Annotated in this window: 13 protein-coding genes and 1 tRNA gene; 5 read left to right on the forward strand and 9 right to left on the reverse strand. The window is 73.0% G+C overall.

Annotated features, from left to right (window positions below):
* Positions 1-58: 58 nt before the first annotated feature.
* A complete protein-coding gene (locus tag ACWEFL_RS05715) occupies positions 59-349 on the reverse strand; it encodes an SDR family oxidoreductase (RefSeq protein WP_451707883.1) in 291 nt (96 codons plus the stop codon).
* Between the two features lie 532 nt (positions 350-881).
* Positions 882-958 (reverse strand) — tRNA-Pro (locus ACWEFL_RS05720).
* Positions 959-1,072: 114 nt separating this feature from the next.
* Between ACWEFL_RS05720 and ACWEFL_RS05725 the strand changes: the two genes are divergently transcribed.
* Complete coding sequence (locus ACWEFL_RS05725) at positions 1,073-1,552, forward strand: DUF309 domain-containing protein (protein ID WP_451707885.1); 480 nt, start codon at positions 1,073-1,075, stop codon at positions 1,550-1,552.
* Here the strand turns inward: ACWEFL_RS05725 and ACWEFL_RS05730 are convergent.
* From ACWEFL_RS05730 to ACWEFL_RS05740, 3 genes are read right to left on the reverse strand one after another with little or no spacing between them, the layout of a single operon-like run.
* Positions 1,543-2,193, reverse strand: a complete 651-nt coding sequence (locus tag ACWEFL_RS05730) for a LutC/YkgG family protein (protein WP_451707888.1) — start codon at positions 2,191-2,193, stop codon at positions 1,543-1,545. The two genes, ACWEFL_RS05725 and ACWEFL_RS05730, sit on opposite strands and share 10 nt — an antisense overlap.
* On the reverse strand, positions 2,190-3,608 hold the full coding sequence (locus tag ACWEFL_RS05735; RefSeq protein ID WP_451707891.1) for a LutB/LldF family L-lactate oxidation iron-sulfur protein: 1,419 nt from the start codon (positions 3,606-3,608) through the stop codon (positions 2,190-2,192). The genes ACWEFL_RS05730 and ACWEFL_RS05735 overlap by 4 nt, the downstream gene beginning before the upstream one ends.
* Positions 3,605-4,378 (reverse strand): (Fe-S)-binding protein, encoded by a 774-nt coding sequence (locus ACWEFL_RS05740; protein ID WP_451707894.1) that lies wholly within the window; start codon positions 4,376-4,378, stop codon positions 3,605-3,607. Before ACWEFL_RS05740 ends, ACWEFL_RS05735 begins: the two co-directional genes overlap by 4 nt.
* Before the next feature lie 71 nt (positions 4,379-4,449).
* Here ACWEFL_RS05740 and cobF point away from each other — a divergent pair, with 71 nt between their 5' ends.
* Complete coding sequence (gene cobF, locus ACWEFL_RS05745; protein ID WP_451707896.1) at positions 4,450-5,205, forward strand: precorrin-6A synthase (deacetylating); 756 nt, start codon at positions 4,450-4,452, stop codon at positions 5,203-5,205.
* Here the strand turns inward: cobF and ACWEFL_RS05750 are convergent.
* Positions 5,184-5,960: a cobalt-precorrin-6A reductase gene (locus tag ACWEFL_RS05750; RefSeq protein WP_451707898.1), complete on the reverse strand. Its 777-nt coding sequence runs from the start codon at positions 5,958-5,960 to the stop codon at positions 5,184-5,186. The two genes, cobF and ACWEFL_RS05750, sit on opposite strands and share 22 nt — an antisense overlap.
* 565 nt (positions 5,961-6,525) lie before the next feature.
* On the opposite strand from ACWEFL_RS05750, the gene ACWEFL_RS05755 reads away from it, so the two are divergent.
* The gene (locus tag ACWEFL_RS05755; RefSeq protein WP_451707901.1) at positions 6,526-7,446 is read left to right on the forward strand and encodes an aminoglycoside phosphotransferase family protein; all 921 of its coding nucleotides are present in this window, start codon (positions 6,526-6,528) and stop codon (positions 7,444-7,446) included.
* A gap of 318 nt (positions 7,447-7,764) precedes the next feature.
* Here the strand turns inward: ACWEFL_RS05755 and ACWEFL_RS05760 are convergent, their stop codons facing one another.
* Complete coding sequence (locus tag ACWEFL_RS05760; protein ID WP_451708114.1) at positions 7,765-8,733, reverse strand: FecCD family ABC transporter permease; 969 nt, start codon at positions 8,731-8,733, stop codon at positions 7,765-7,767.
* A gap of 194 nt (positions 8,734-8,927) precedes the next feature.
* Entirely contained in the window at positions 8,928-9,995 is a 1,068-nt protein-coding gene (locus ACWEFL_RS05765; RefSeq protein ID WP_451708118.1) for a FecCD family ABC transporter permease, read from the reverse strand.
* Positions 9,996-10,226: 231 nt separating this feature from the next.
* Here ACWEFL_RS05765 and ACWEFL_RS05770 point away from each other — a divergent pair, with 231 nt between their 5' ends.
* On the forward strand, positions 10,227-11,993 hold the full coding sequence (locus ACWEFL_RS05770) for an ABC transporter ATP-binding protein (protein ID WP_451707904.1): 1,767 nt from the start codon (positions 10,227-10,229) through the stop codon (positions 11,991-11,993).
* Between the two features lie 116 nt (positions 11,994-12,109).
* Complete coding sequence (locus ACWEFL_RS05775) at positions 12,110-13,888, forward strand: ABC transporter ATP-binding protein (protein WP_451708120.1); 1,779 nt, start codon at positions 12,110-12,112, stop codon at positions 13,886-13,888.
* Between the two features lie 948 nt (positions 13,889-14,836).
* On the opposite strand, the gene ACWEFL_RS05780 is transcribed toward ACWEFL_RS05775, so the two are convergent.
* Entirely contained in the window at positions 14,837-15,046 is a 210-nt protein-coding gene (locus ACWEFL_RS05780; protein WP_451707907.1) for an MbtH family protein, read from the reverse strand.
* Positions 15,047-15,051: the final 5 nt, after the last annotated feature.

Here is a 15,051-nt window from a genome sequence, read left to right on the forward strand (position 1 = left end):
ACCGATGGTAAAGGCCCGGCCGGCCCGTCGTTCTCCGGCCGGGCGGAGGAAGGCCGGGTCAGCGGTACAGGTGGAGGACCTGGCCGGACATGAACCGCGACTCCGGGGAGGCCAGGTAGCGGATGGCGCGGGCCACGTCGGCCTCGGTACCCACGCCGGCCATCAGAGCCTCGGCACGCTGGGGGTCGCGTTCGCCGATCTCCCGTGCCCGCATCCGCAGGCGGCCGGTCGCGATGGGGCCGGGCGCGACGCAGTTGGGCCGGCCGACCGGCAGACCCCTGCCCGCCCACGACCCGGAGGACCTTGGAGAACCCAGCCACCGAGCCGGGAATCCGCCATGCCCAAGCACCGCTCACTCACCCGACAGCCGACGATCGACGACGCCTCATCACCCCAACCGAAACGCCGAGGCTGACCTCAATACCAGCGAACGCATTCTCGCCGCCGGCCCCAACCCGGCGCGCGGCTCTTCACCGGGCCGCGCGGCGGACGCGTCTCCACCGCCGTGCTGCGCGACGCCACCCACTGGGACGAGGTCGTCACCTCACTCGGCCTCGAACACCTGCGCCGCCACGGCCTGCGCCACACCGGCCTCACCTGGTTCGCCGACGCCGGAGTCCTCGCCCATGTCCTCCGCGAGATCGCCGGACACGGCTCTCTCCTCACCGCCCAGCGTTGCCTCCACCCGGACATGTCCCGGATCGCGAACGCCGGTGCTGCCCTCACCGCCCACCTCGCCCCCGTCCGCGCGCCCCTCAGCCTCGCCGTCCAGCCCCTCCCCGGAAGGCGTCGCTGGACCCCGTGGTCCCCAAACGGTCCCCAAGACATACGGAAAGGCGGTACCGGATTACTCCGATACCGCCTACGACCTGCGAAAACGCTGGTCGGGACGACAGGATTTGAACCTGCGACCCCTTGACCCCCAGTCAAGTGCGCTACCAAGCTGCGCCACGTCCCGATGCCCGCCCTGGCCTGTCGGGGCCGGACGCGCAGGGGCAACATTACCTCACTCCGGGCAGGGGTACGGACGTCCGGTCTGCTGTCGCGTGGCCCTTTCGGGGAGAATCGGGGGATGGGCCGGACAGCGAGGGATCGGGACGACGAGGGACGGGCGCGCAGCGCGCGGCCGCGGGACGGGCTCGGGCGGCCTCTGCCGTACGGAGCGGCGGGGGTGGAGCGCCAGCCCGAAGGGGTCGTGCGGTCTCCGGGGCGGACCCTGGCGGAGGCCCAGCGGCTGCTGGACGACGGAAAGCCGTTCCATGCCCATGAGGTGTTCGAGGACGCGTGGAAGTCACGGCCCGAGCCGGAGCGGGAGTTGTGGCGGGGGCTCGCGCAGCTGGCGGTCGGGCTGACGCATGCCGCGCGCGGCAATACGAAGGGGGGCGTGCGGCTGCTGGTGCGGGGCGCGGACCGGATCGCCGGGTTCGGGGATCCGTATGACGTCGACGTGTCCGGGCTGACCGCCTGGGCCCGGGATCTCGCGGACCGGCTCGACGGGGGCGGGGGGCCGGTGGACGCGCGGGCCGAGGCGCCCCGGCTCACCTACGGCTGATCCTGGAGCAGGAGGACCTCCAGGGTGCGGGGGCCGTGGACGCCCTCGACGCGGTTCAGTTCGATGTCGCTGGTGGCCGAGGGGCCGGAGATCCAGGTCAGGGGGCGGGTCGGGTCCAGCCGCGGCATCGCCAGCGGCACGGAGGCGACGATCTGCTCGGGGGCTCGTACGACGCAGATGTGCAGGTCGGGGACGAGGGTGAGGGCGCGGCGGCCCTGGCCGGGGCCCCCGTCGAGGACGATCGTGCCGGTTTCGGCGATCGCGAGGGCACAGCCGGTGAGGACGGCGTCGATGGCGTCGAGCTCTGCCGCGGTGAGCGGAGCGAACGGGCCGGGGTCCCGGTGGAGGGTCGCGTCGGCGTCGGAGAGCCAGGCGTCGGGTACGCCTTCGGGGACGGCCACCGAGCGGGCCTGATGGGCGCGGAGCACCCGTCCGACCAGTTCGGGCAGCTCGGCGGTGGTGGCGCGGTGGACGGACGCCCGGTAGTCGGCGAGGTTCTCGTACAGGAGGTCGAGGAGCGCCGCCGGGTCGTCGGGGGTGTGGCTGGTGAGGTAGTCGCGCGGGGGCGGCGGGGCATCGGGCGCACCGGCGAGGGCGGTCCGGATGCGGGCGAGGACGCGGTCACGCGCGGTGCCGGTCATCCGCGGTTCTTCTTCCACCAGTCGCGGAAGGACTCGGCGGGCGGTTCGGGCAGTTCCCGGCTCTCGGTCCATGCCGTGGTTCCCGGAGGCCGGCGGGGGTGGAACCTGCGGGTCTTCGAGATCAGCCTCTCCCCCGCCGCCAGCGCCGCCGGATGGTCGAGGACCCAGCCCGCCGCCTTGATCGCGGTCTTCTCCACGCGGTGGCCCTTTCCGCCGCGTGCGGCGACCCGCTCCCGCAGGTGGACGAGGACCTCGGGGATGTCGATGGCGACGGGGCACACCTCGTAGCACGCGCCGCAGAGGGAGGACGCGTACGGCAGGGAGGCGTCGATCTCGCTCTCGACGCCGCGCAGTTGGGGGGTGAGGATCGCGCCGATCGGGCCGGGGTAGACCGATCCGTACGCGTGGCCCCCGGCCCTCTCGTAGACCGGGCAGACGTTGAGGCAGGCCGAGCAGCGGATGCAGCGCAGTGCCTGGCGGCCGACGTCGTCCGCGAGGGTCGCGGTGCGGCCGTTGTCGAGCAGGACGAGGTGGAAGGCCCGCGGTCCGTCGGCGTCCGTCGTGCCGGTCCACATGGAGGTGTACGGATTCATCCGCTCGGCGGTCGAGGAGCGGGGCAGCGTCTGGAGGAAGACCTCCAGATCCCGCCAGGAGGGCACCACTTTCTCGATGCCGACGACGGAGATCAGCGTCTCGGGCAGCGTCAGGCACATCCGGCCGTTGCCCTCGGACTCGACGACGACCAGCGTGCCGGTCTCGGCGACCATGAAGTTGGCTCCGGAGACGCCGACGCGGGCGCGGAGGAACTTCTCCCGGAGGTGGAGGCGGGCGGCTTCGGCGAGGTCGGCGGGGCTGTCGCTCAGCCCGTCCGGGGCGGGCCTGCCCCAGCGCCCCATCTCGTCGGCGAAGATCTCCCGGATCTCCCCCCGGTTGCGGTGGATGGCGGGGACGAGGATGTGGGAGGGCCGGTCGTGGCCGAGCTGCACGATGAGTTCGGCGAGGTCGGTCTCGTACGCGGTGATGCCCTCGGCCTCCAGTGCCTCGTTGAGTCCGATCTCCTGGGTGGCCATCGATTTGACCTTGACGACCTCGCTCTCGCCGGTGGCCTTCACCAGGTCGGCGACGATCCGGTTGGCCTCGTCCGCGTCGGCGGCCCAGTGGACCGTGCCCCCGGCGGTGGTGACGGCCCGCTCCAGCTGTTCCAGATAGCGGTCGAGATGGCGGAGGGTGTGGTCCTTGATCCGCTGTCCCGCCGTCCGCAACCGTTCCCAGTCGGCCAGCTCGGCGACGGCGCGGGCGCGTCTGTCGCGGATGGTGTGGGTGGCGTGGCGCAGATTGGCGCGCAGGACCGGGTCGGCCACCGCGCGGCCGGCCGCTTCGGGGAAGGACGGCATGCCGAGATATGTGCCGCTCATGCGGAGGGCTCCAGGGGCTGCGAGGGGTGCGGCGGGTGCGGTTCGGTGTCCGTGCCGGGTCCGCGGAGCGGCGGGTCCTCGGTGGCGCGGAGGATCTCCGCGATGTGCAGAGGGCGCAGTGGTTCGTCCTGGCGGCGGATGATGCCGCCGAGGTGCGTCAGACACGAGTTGTCCGCGCCGCAGAGCACGGACGCGCCGGTCGCGACGGCGTTGCGGACCTTGTCGCGGCCCATGGCGGCGGACACCGCGGCGTTCTTGACGGCGAAGGAGCCGCCGAATCCGCAGCATTCGTCGGCGCCGGGGAGTTCGCGCAGTTCGAGGCCCTTGACTGCGCGGAGGAGCCGGCGCGGCCGGTCGCCGAGGCCCAGGGTGCGCAGGCCGTGGCAGGAGGGGTGGTAGGTGACGGTGTGCGGGTAGTACGCCCCCACGTCGGTGACGCCGAGGATGTCGACCAGGAATTCGGTCAGCTCGTACATCCGGGCCGGCAGCGTGGTCTCCCCGAGCTTCGGGTACTGCTCGCGCACCATGGCCGCGCACGATCCGGAGGGGGTGACGATGTACTCGTACGGCGCGAACGCGCGTGCCGTGCGCCGGATGAGGGGTTCGGTCTCCCGCCGGTAGCCGGTGTTGAACTGGGGCTGTCCGCAGCACGTCTGCTCCGCCGGGAAGTCCACCTCCACGCCGAGCCGCTCCAGGAGTTCCACGGTCGCGATGCCGGTGGCCGGGAACAGGGCGTCGTTGACGCAGGTGACGAAGAGTGCGACACGCATGATCGGAGGATAGGCCGCCGCCGAGGACCCCGGTAGGCGCCACGGGGAGGCGGGTGGGGGAGACTCGCCGGGTGAGGAAGATCTATGTGATCGGCATCGGGGCGGGCGATCCCGACCATCTGACGCTTCAGGCGGTCAAGGCGCTGAACAAGGCGGACGCGTTCTTCATCCTCGACAAGGGCGAGGAGAAGGCGGATCTGACGGGGCTGCGGCGGGACATTCTCGACGCGCACGCGGGAGACCGTCCGTACCGTCTGGTCCAGGCCCGTGACCCCGAGCGGGACCGCGGGACGTCGGAGTACTCCCCCGCCGTCGACGACTGGCGCAGCCGCCGTGCCGATCTGTACGAGGGGTTCATCGCGCGGGAGCTGGCCGAGGACGAGTGCGGGGCGTTTCTGGTCTGGGGCGATCCCGCGCTGTACGACTCGACGCTCGGCGTGCTGGAGGAGGTCATCGGCCGGGGCACGGTCGCCTTCGACCATGAGGTGGTGCCGGGGATCAGCAGTGTCTCCGCGCTGCTGGCCCGGCATCGCACGGGGCTGAACCGGGTGGCGCGCCCGGTGCAGATCACCACGGGCCGCCGGCTCGCCGAGGGCTGGCCGGAGGGTGTGGACGATGTCGTGGTGATGCTGGACGCCCGGCAGGCGTTCACCCGCCATCTCGATCAGGATCTCTTCATCTACTGGGGCGCCTATGTGGGCACCGAGGACGAGATCCTGATCTCGGGGCCGCTGGCGGAGGTGTCGGACCGGATCGAGGAGGTACGGGCCGAGGCGCGGGCCCGCAAGGGCTGGATCATGGACACCTATCTGCTGCGACGCGGCTGAGCTGCGACGCTGCTGAGCAGGGCGAGTACGCCGGGTACGTCCTCGGCGGTGGGCACCCCCTCGGGCGCGGGCGGTCGCCGGACCACCACGACCGGCAGTCGGGCCTCGCGCGCGGCGACGAGTTTGGCGGCGGTGGCCGGGCCGCCGCTGTCCTTGGTGACGAGGACGTCGATGCGGTGGGTGCGCAGCAGTTCCCGCTCGCCTTCGACGGTGAAGGGCCCCCGGTCGAGGATCGTCTCGGTGTGCGGGGGCAGCGGTGGCTCGCACGGTTCCACGGACCGTACGAGAAAGCGCGGCCCGTCGAGGTGTGCGAAGGCGGCGAGGCCGAGCCGGCCGGTGGTGAGGAAGGGGCGGGTGCCCAGCGTCGGCAGCAGGTCGGCCGCGTCGGCGAGGGTCCGTGCGTCGTGCCATCGGTCGCCTGGGCCGGCGGTCCAGCCGGGCCTGCGCAGGGCGCAGAGGGGGATTCCCAGCGAGGCGGTGGCGCGGGCGGCGTTCGCGCTGATGGTGGCGGCGAAGGGGTGGGTGGCGTCGACGACGGCGGCCACCCGGTGCTCGCGGAGCCAGCGGGCGAGCCCGTCGGCTCCGCCGAAGCCGCCGATGCGGACCTGGCCGGGGGGCAGCCGGGGCCGGGCCACCCTTCCGGCGAGCGAGGTGGTGATCCTGAGATCCGTACGCGAGGCCAGGCGGTCGGCGAGTCGCCGGGCTTCGGCCGTGCCGCCGAGGACGAGGAGGTGGGCGCGGGGACCGGAGGACATGGTGCCGAGGCTACTTCGCCCACGGGTCCGGTACGCGGCCGAGGTGACCGGTCATGACCCGACCCGCCTGGACCGCGTCGTCGTCCCCGGCAGGCGGGACGCCGGGGAGTCCGTGGCGGTGCACGGTGGGCGGGACGCCGGGAAGCCTGTGGCGGTGCACGGTGGGCGGGACGCCGGGAAACCTGTGGCAGTGCACGGTGGAGGGCCTCGGCGGGCCCGCGGGGACGTTCACGTTCCGTATCTCTCGACGTTCACGTTCCGTATCTCTCACCGGGCCGGGGCGAGAGGGACAGCCGCCGTGGCGGGCGGCGGCCGGTCGTCGTCTTCGCGGCTCCGGGGATCGCCGGTCGGGAGGGTGAGGGCCCCTGCGGGCCATCCGGTGCGGGAGTGGACGCGCGTCGTCGGAGTCCGCCTGGAAGTCCGCTCCGACGCCCACCCCGGCCGGGCGCGACGGCGTCCGGGTAGGGTGAGGGCATGCTTTGACGCCTGCCCGGCAGCCGGGCGCCTCCATCGTCTCCCTCGTGACCCCCGCATCGAATTCGGAGCCCACGAAGGAGACACACCCATGAACACATCGCCGCCCATCGACATCCCTGACGCGTTCGCCGCGTTGTTCAGCGCGCGAGGCGCCGCCGAGCGTGCCTGGATCTCCGCGTTGCCCTCGCTGGCCGCGGAATTCCTGGACCGATGGTCGCTGCGGCCGGACGGAGCCGCCGGATACGGCATGGCCTCGCTCGTCCTGCCGGTGATCCGCGCGGACGGCACACCCGCCGCGCTGAAGCTCCAGCCGGCCACTGAGGACAACGCCCATGCCGTGGCCGGTCTGCTCGCCTGGAACGGCGACGGCGCGGTCCGCCTGCTCGACCACGACCGGGGCACCGGCACCACGCTGCTGGAGAGGCTGGACGCGACCCGGCCGCTGTCGTCGGTGGCGGACGACACCGAAGCCTTGCGGATTCTTGCCGAACTGCTGGGTCGGCTGGTCTCGCTGCCCGCACCCGAGGGTGTGCGGCGGCTGGGCGACATCGCCGCCGCCATGCTCGACCAAGTGCCGCACGCGGTGCCCGCGCTGAGCGATCCGGCCGAACGGCGGCTGGTGCGGACCTGCGCGTCCGCGGTGGCCGAACTCATCGGCGAGCCGGGCGACCGCCTGCTGCACTGGGACCTGCACTACGACAACATCCTCGCCGGGCAGCGGGAGCCCTGGCTGGCCATCGACCCCGAACCGCTGGCGGGCGACCCCGGATTCGACCTGCTGCCCGCGCTGGACAACCGGTGGGACGAGGTCGTGGCGACCGGGGACGTCACGCGCGGGGTGCTCCGCCGCTTCGACCTGTTGACCGAGGCGCTCGGTCTGGACCGGCAGCGGGCGACCGGCTGGACGCTGGGCCGAGTCCTGCAGAACGCCCTCTGGGACATCGAGGACGGCAAGACCGCGCTGGGGCCGGACCAGGTCGCGATCGCCACGGCCCTGTTGCGCCGCTGAGCGGGTTCGGCGAGGCGCGCTTCCGTTCCGACGCCGTCGGCGGGTCCGGCCTGTAGTAGAGCAATCAACAGCCGGGCACGCTCGGGCATGCCGCGGTTCGGTGCCGGGGAGGTGCCCGGCACAGTACGCGACGAGCGGGCGCGGTCGGGGCCGGGGTGGCGGTGCCCGGCCGCCGCCCGCGCGACGGACGACATCGTGCGCGGACGGCGGGCGCGGTCGGCCGGGGTGGCGTCCGCCGGCCTGGTACGGGGCAGGCGCGGCCCCGCCGTCAGCCGCGGTCCGTCACGCCCGGTCCGTCCGTCACACCCGGTCCGTCCGTCAGGCGCGGCTCCTCCGCGATTCGGTGACCAGCAGCCAGATGAGGTACAGACCGCCGATGGTGCCGGTCGCCGTGCCCACGGGCAGCAGAGCGGGCGAGAAGACGCGCTGCACCGCGAGATCGCTTCCGGCCAGCAGTACGGCGCCCATGAAGGCGGCCGGGACCAGTCCGGGGCCGGGCGAGCGGATCAGCCTCCGGGCGACCTGGGGGGCCGCGAGCGCGATGAACCAGATGGGGCCGGTCACGGCGGTGGCGAGCGCGGCCAGCGTGACGCTGATGACCAGCAGGACCAGTCGGCTGCGGGCCACGTCGACGCCGAGCGCCGTCGCGGTGTCATCGCCCATCTCCACCATGGACAGGCGGCGGCCGAGGCCGAAGGCGAGCGGAAGCAGGACCGCGACCGCCGTGCCGACCACGACGGCGTGGCCCCAGCCTCGGTTGCCCAGGCTGCCGATCAGCCACGCCTGGGCCTCCAGCGCCTCCTGCCAGCTCGCGCGGGTGATCAGATACGAGTTCACGGCGAGCAGGAGGGCACTCACACCAATGCCCATGACGACGAGCCGGAACCCGTGCAGGCCGTTGCGGAACACCAGCAGATAGACCGCGGCGGCCGTGCCCAGCCCGCCGATCAGCGCCCCGAGCGCAATCTCGGTCATGCTCCCGTTGAGCACGACGATGACCACCAGCGCTCCGGTCGCCGATCCGTTCGTGAACCCGATGAAGTCCGGGCTGCCGAGTGAGTTACGGGTCAGGCTCTGCAGAATCGCCCCGCTGACCGCCAGCGCCGCCCCCACGCAGAGGGCGGTCACCAGCCGTGGCATGCGCAGGGTGTTGACGATGAAGTCCGTGGCAGCCGTTCCGTTGCCCGTCAGCGCCTGGAGCACTTCGGCGACCGACAGTTCGAAGTCCCCGGTGGTCAGGGTGGCTCCCATGACCACGGTGAGGATGACCAGGAGTGCCGCCGTCACGGCCACCGCACGGCCCTGGACGCGCAGGGAGAGCCGTCCGCTCGGGTCGCGGACGACGAGACCGCTCACCACGCGGACCTTCGGAACAGCCACGGAATCACTCGCATTGCTCGTATTACTCGCAGCGGACACTTCAGCCGCAGGGGGCTCAGGGGGCGCATCGGTCGGCGAGGTTCCGGTCTTCCGGGCGGCGCTCACAGCATGGCCAGCTTTCGGCGGCTGCACAGCACGATGAACAGCGGTGCTCCGAGGAACGCGGTGACGATGCCGACCTGGACCTCGCCGGGGGCACCGATCACCCGGCCCAGGACGTCCGCTCCGATCAGCAGGATCGGCGCGAGCAGCGTCGAGTACGCCATCACCCAGCGCTGGTCGGGACCCACGATGAAGCGGGCCATGTGCGGCACCACGAGACCGACGAAGACGATCGGTCCCGCCGCGGCCGTGGCCGCGCCGCACAGCGTCATCACGGCGACGGCCCCAAGGGCCCGGGTCCGGCTGACGTTGACGCCCAGCGCGCGTCCGACCTGGTCCCCCATCGCCAGGGCGTTCAGCGACGGGGCCAGGCCCAGGGCGATCAGCAGACCCAGGGCGACGAAGGGCAGGACGACGTACACCATGTCGTGGTTCCGGCCCGCGAGCGCGCCCACCGTCCAGAACCGGAACTGGTCGAACGCCCGCGGATTGAGCAGCAGCACCGCGGAGTTGAAGGCGTACAGCACCGCGGTGACCGCCGCGCCCGCCACGACGAGACGGTCGGGGGTGGCGATCGTCCGTCCGGACGAGCCGAGCAGATAGACCACGACGGACGCGATCGCCGCACCGGCGAAGGCGAACCAGACATAGCCGAGAGCCGTCCCGATACCGAAGAACGCGATGGCCACGACCACGCCGGTCGAGGCTCCCAGGCTCACGCCGAGCAGACCGGGATCGGCGAGCGGATTGCGGGTCAGCGCCTGCATGAGGGCGCCGGAGAGGCCCAGGGCCATGCCCACCAGGAGGCCGAGCAGAGTACGCGGTATGCGGTAGTCGTGGATGATGACGGCAGCCTGTGAGCCGTCGGGCCGCCACAGCAGGCTCCATGTCGAGGTGAACGGGATGTCCTTGGTGCCCGTCCACACCCCGAGCAGGGCGACCAGGACGAGTGCGCCGAGCGCCACCAGGAGTCCCAGACCCCGAAGTGCCGCCGCCCCCCGGCGCGCGCGGGGCGCGACCGGTCCGTCCGCACCGCTCGCGGATGCCGTCCGGGCCTGGACCGACAACAAGAAGTACCCCCCGGGCGGATCGCGCTTCGTGCGCGGGAAACGTGCGCGAGAGATCCGACGCACCGAGCAAAGCCAACTTAGGTGAGCCTAACCGAACCCGTGATGCAGGGTCAACGCCCTTGCGTTTCCCGCCAGTACGGCGGCCGGATACCCGCGACCACCGGCCCCGACGGAGAAAACTGGTTAGAGTAGCCTTACCTAATCATTCAGCTCCGTCGGAGGAATCGCATGCTCGATGGAGGACCGACGGGGGGCCGAGTCCTCGGGGATGCGATCAGGAGCCAGGGTCGCCGCATCGCCGGAGCGTCGCTCCTCGGCATGACCCATCAAGCCTGCGAGGCGATGGTTCCCGTCGTCATCGGCGTGATCATCGACGAAGCGGTGGCGACCGGCTCCTCCGGCGCTCTGCTGCGCTGGCTGCTGGTGCTGGCCGTGCTCTTCGCCGTACTGTCCACGTGCTATCGGACCGGCGCCAGGATCACCGACGGGGCCGGCGAGCAGGCAGCACACCGGATCCGGCTCCAACTCGGCGCGAGGGTGCTCGATCCACGCGGCGGGGCGGACACGGGCCGGCTTCCCGGCGCGCTCACCGCCGTCGCCACCGGCGACGCCAAGCGGGTCGGCGCGGTCGCGGCGGCGCTGCCGTACGGGATGTCGGCGCTGGCCGGACTCGTCATCAGCGCGGTGGCCCTGCTGCGGATCTCGATCCCCCTCGGCCTGCTCATCCTGCTCGGCGTCCCGCCCCTGCTCTGGCTCGGTCACCGGATCAGCCGCCCGCTCGAACGGCGCAGCGAGGTCGAACAGGAGCACGCGGCGCACGCCTCGGGTGTCGCCGCCGACCTCGTCGCGGGCCTGCGGGTCCTCAAGGGGATCGGCGCCGAACCGGCCGCGGTGGCACGGTACCGGCGGACCAGCCGGGACTCGCTGGCGGCGGCGCTCCGCGCCGCCCGGAGCCGGGCCTGGCACGACGGGGCGATCTTCGCCCTGACCGGGATCTTCATCGCGCTCATCGGGCTGGTCGGCGCGCATCTGGCGATGCGCGGCACGATCAGCGTCGGGGACCTGGTGGCGGCGGTCGGACTCGCTCAGTTCCTGCTGGGCCCGTTCCAGCTCCTCACTTACGTCAGCGGCGAGTTCGCCCAGGGCCGTGCCTCGGCCGGCCGGGTCGCGGAGGTGCTGGCGTCGCCTCCGGCCGTGACGGCGGGTTCGTCCGCGCCGGCGGAACCGGTCGCCGGACGGGTCCGGCTGCGCGGCGTCACGCAGGGCGTGCTGCGCGGGGTCGACCTCGACTTCGGCCCCGGCGACATGATCGGCGTCGTCGCCAGGGACCCGGCCGCCGCGAGGGACCTGCTGCTCTGCCTGGGCCGGGAACTGGACCCCGCCGAAGGGACGATCGAGCTGGACGGCGTTCCCCTGGCCTCCCTCGACGTCGACGGAGTGCGCCGGGCGATCCTGGTGGCGCACCACGACGCGGATCTGTTCGAGAGCAGCCTCCGGGACAACGTCCTGGCCGCAACGGGCGGCGGCGCGGCGGGCGTCGGTGTGGGGGACGGCGCTGCGGGGGCGGGCGCCGGGGTGGGGAACAGCGCGGGCGTCGAGAGCGACTTCGCGGCGGCGCTGGCGGCCTCGGCGGCGGACGACGTCGCGCACGCCCTCCCCCACGGCGTGGACACCGTGCTCACCGAGCGGGGGAGGTCGCTCTCCGGCGGACAGCGACAACGGGTGGCACTCGCCCGTGCTCTCGCCGCCGATCCCCCGGTGCTCGTCCTCCACGATCCGACCACCGCCGTCGACACGGTCACCGAGTCACGGATCGCCGTCCGTCTCAGGGAACTCCGCCGTGGCCGCACCACGATCCTGTTCACCACGAGTCCCACATTGCTCGCCGTGACCGATCGCGTCGTGGTGCTCGACGGCGGCGCGGTGACCGCGGACGGCCGCCATCCGGACCTCGTATCCGCCGATGAGGCGTACCGCTCGCTGGTGCTGGCATGACGGCCGTCGACCGCGAAGCGGTGAACGGAGACGGCACGGACGACCGGGTCACGGAGGGCCGAGCCTCGCGCGGCGGACGGCCGGATGACGGAAGACGGGACGGCGAAGGGGCGGCGATGAGCGGAGACGGCACGGACGATCGCGAACTCCTGCCGATCGCCACCGGCGCCGAAACCCTCGCCGTCGTCCGCGCGTCGCTCCGCGGTCACCGGCTTCTCACGGTGTCCGCCGTGCTGGTGCTGGTCACCGGAACCGGCATCGGTCTGCTGACCGCCCCGCTGCTCGGCCATGTCGTCGACCTCGTCGTCGACCGGCGCGGTACCGGCTCGCTGGCGCTGCCGATGGGACTCCTCGTCGCCGTGGCGATAGCCAGGGGGGTCGGGACCGCGGTCGGCGGTTCCCTCGTCGCCCGGCTGGGCGAGACCGTGCTGGCGAGCCTCCGCGAGGCGTTCATCGAGCGGGCGCTGCGGCTGCCGCTCGAACGCGTCGAAGAGGCCGGCTCGGGCGATCTGACCTCCCGAGTGACCCATGACGTGACCCTGATAACGAAGGCGGTGCGCCAGGCACTGCCCGAGTTCGTCATCGCCTTCCTCACCATCGCGCTGACGCTGGTCGGGATGGCCGTGCTGGACTGGCGCTTCCTGCTCGCCGCGCTGCTCGCGGTGCCGTTCCAGATCCTCGCCGTACGGTGGTACATCCCCCGCTCCACGCCCGTGTACGCCGCGCACCGGGTGGCGACCGGCGCCCTGCAGCACCAACTTCTCGACAGCGTCGGCGGCGTCCGGACCGTGCGCGCGTTCCGGTTGCACGACGGGCACGCGGAACTGCTGGAGCGGCGGTCGCGGGCGGCCGTCGATCTCGCGCTGCGCGGCATCCGGCTGGTCTCGGGCTTCTTCTCCCGTCTCAACCTCGCCGAGTTCATCGGTCTGGCGGCGGTCCTGGTCACCGGGTTCCTGCTGGTCGACGACGGCTCCGCCAGCATCGGCACAGCGACCGCGGCGGCGCTCTACTTCCACAGCCTCTTCAATCCCGTCAACGCCGCGCTCTTCCTGATCGACGAGGCGCAGTCCGCCGGCGCGAGCCTGGCTCGCCTGGTGGGCGTGTCGGGTCTGCCTGCGGAGCGGGAACCGGACCGGCCTGCCGTGCCGGTGGACGGTTCCGTGAAGGCGTCGGCGCTCAGCCACGCGTACGCACCGGGGCATCCGGTGCTGCGCGAGGTCGATCTGGAGGTACGCGGCGGGGAGCGGGTCGCCCTGGTGGGGGCCAGCGGGGCGGGGAAGACCACCCTCGCCAAGCTGATCGCCGGCGTCCACCGGCCGTCGGGGGGCTCGGTCTCCCTCGGCGGGGTCGACATCCGGGAGCTGGGACCGGCCGGGGTCCGGCGGGCGGTGACGCTGATCAGCCAGGAAGTCCATGTCTTCGCCGGGCCGTTGGCGGAGGATCTGCGGCTGGCCCGGCCGGAGGCCACCGATGAGGAGCTGGAAACGGCACTGGCCCGCGTGGGGGCCCTGGAGTGGGCGAAGGCGCTGCCCGACGGCGTCGGCACGGTGGTCGGCGAGGGCGGGCACCGGCTCACGGTGACCCAGGCCCAGCAGCTGGCCCTGGCCCGCCTCGTGCTCGCCGACCCTCCGGTCGCGATCCTGGACGAGGCCACGGCGGACGCGGGCAGCGCGGGCGCGCGCGTCCTGGAGTCGGCCGCCCTCGCCGCGCTGGAGGGGCGGACGGCGCTGCTGGTGGCCCACCGGCTGCCGCAGGCCGCGACCGCCGACCGTGTCGTCGTCCTCGACGGGGGACGGGTCGTCGAGACGGGCACACATGAGGAGTTGCTGGCCGCGGGCGACCGCTATGCCGCCCTGTGGGCGGCGTGGTCGGAGAGCCGACGGCCTGCGCCGTAGCCGCGGTGCGGCGGGCGGGCGGCCGCGCTCACGCGCGCGTGTCCGGGCGGTACGGCGAACCAGGCGGCGGCCGGCCGTCGCGCCCCTGCCAGCCGGAGGTCGGTGGTCGCGCCTTCGGACGGCCGCCGCACCAGCCAGCCCCGTAGCACAGGATCCTCACAGCGGGCGGGCCCGCAGGCCGCCGCACCACACACAAGCGCGAGCGCAACGGCGAACGAGGCCACGACCCGCCGATGGACGGCGGTCCCACCCGGGACGACCGGTCGTCGGCGGACACGCCCTCGCACGGCCGCCCCGGCCCACCCCGTAACGCAGGACCCTGATGACGGGCAGGCGCACGCAGGCCGCCGCATCACGCGCGCGTGCCAGCGCGGCAACGAATGAGGCCACGACCCGCCGGGGGGCGATGTTCGCCCCAAACGGCCGGTCGTCGGCGGTCGCGCCGCTGGACGGCCGCCGCCCCCGGCCTGCTCCGTAGCGCAGGAACCTGCCAGCGGGCAGGCCGCCACGCACATACGCGCGCAAGCGGAACGGCGAACAAGGCGACGCCCCGCCGGTGGGCTGCTGGTCGGCGGACCGCCCCGGACGGCCGGCAGCCGTCCGCCGGGCGCCACCCGGACCCGATCCGCCCTGCGAGCCCCGCCCCCAACCACGGACCCGCGCGAACGCCCGGCGGCGAGGGCAACCCCGCCACCGGGCGTCGGCGCTGTCGCCGCAGGCTCAGGCCGCTTCTGATGGATCTTGCTGGGCTCGCGTGCCCTGGCACCGCGCCTCGCCGCGTTGTCGTCGGTCACCTATGGGCCCCCTCGGCCCTGCGGCCGGGGAGGTGCCCCCACCCTGGGCCTGGCGGCCCGGGAGGTACCCCCACCGCATGGATTCCCTCCTCCGCCTTGCGATCCACGGCACCAGACCCCGCTCACTGATCCAGCCTGATCCATCAGAAACGACCTAGCCCTGCCGGGCGATCAGGCTCGCGGGCCGCAGATCGGTCCAGTTGGCCTCCACATAGGCGAGAGCGGCTTCCCGCGTGTTCTCTTCGAAGACGGTCCGCCAACCCGCCGGAATCTCGGCGAAGGACGGCCACAGCGAGTGCTGGTTCTCCTCGTTGACCAGAACCAGGAAGCGGCCTTCCGGGTCGTCGAACGGGTTGCTCGTCATATGTC

Source organism: Streptomyces sp. NPDC004838 (assembly GCF_053600955.1).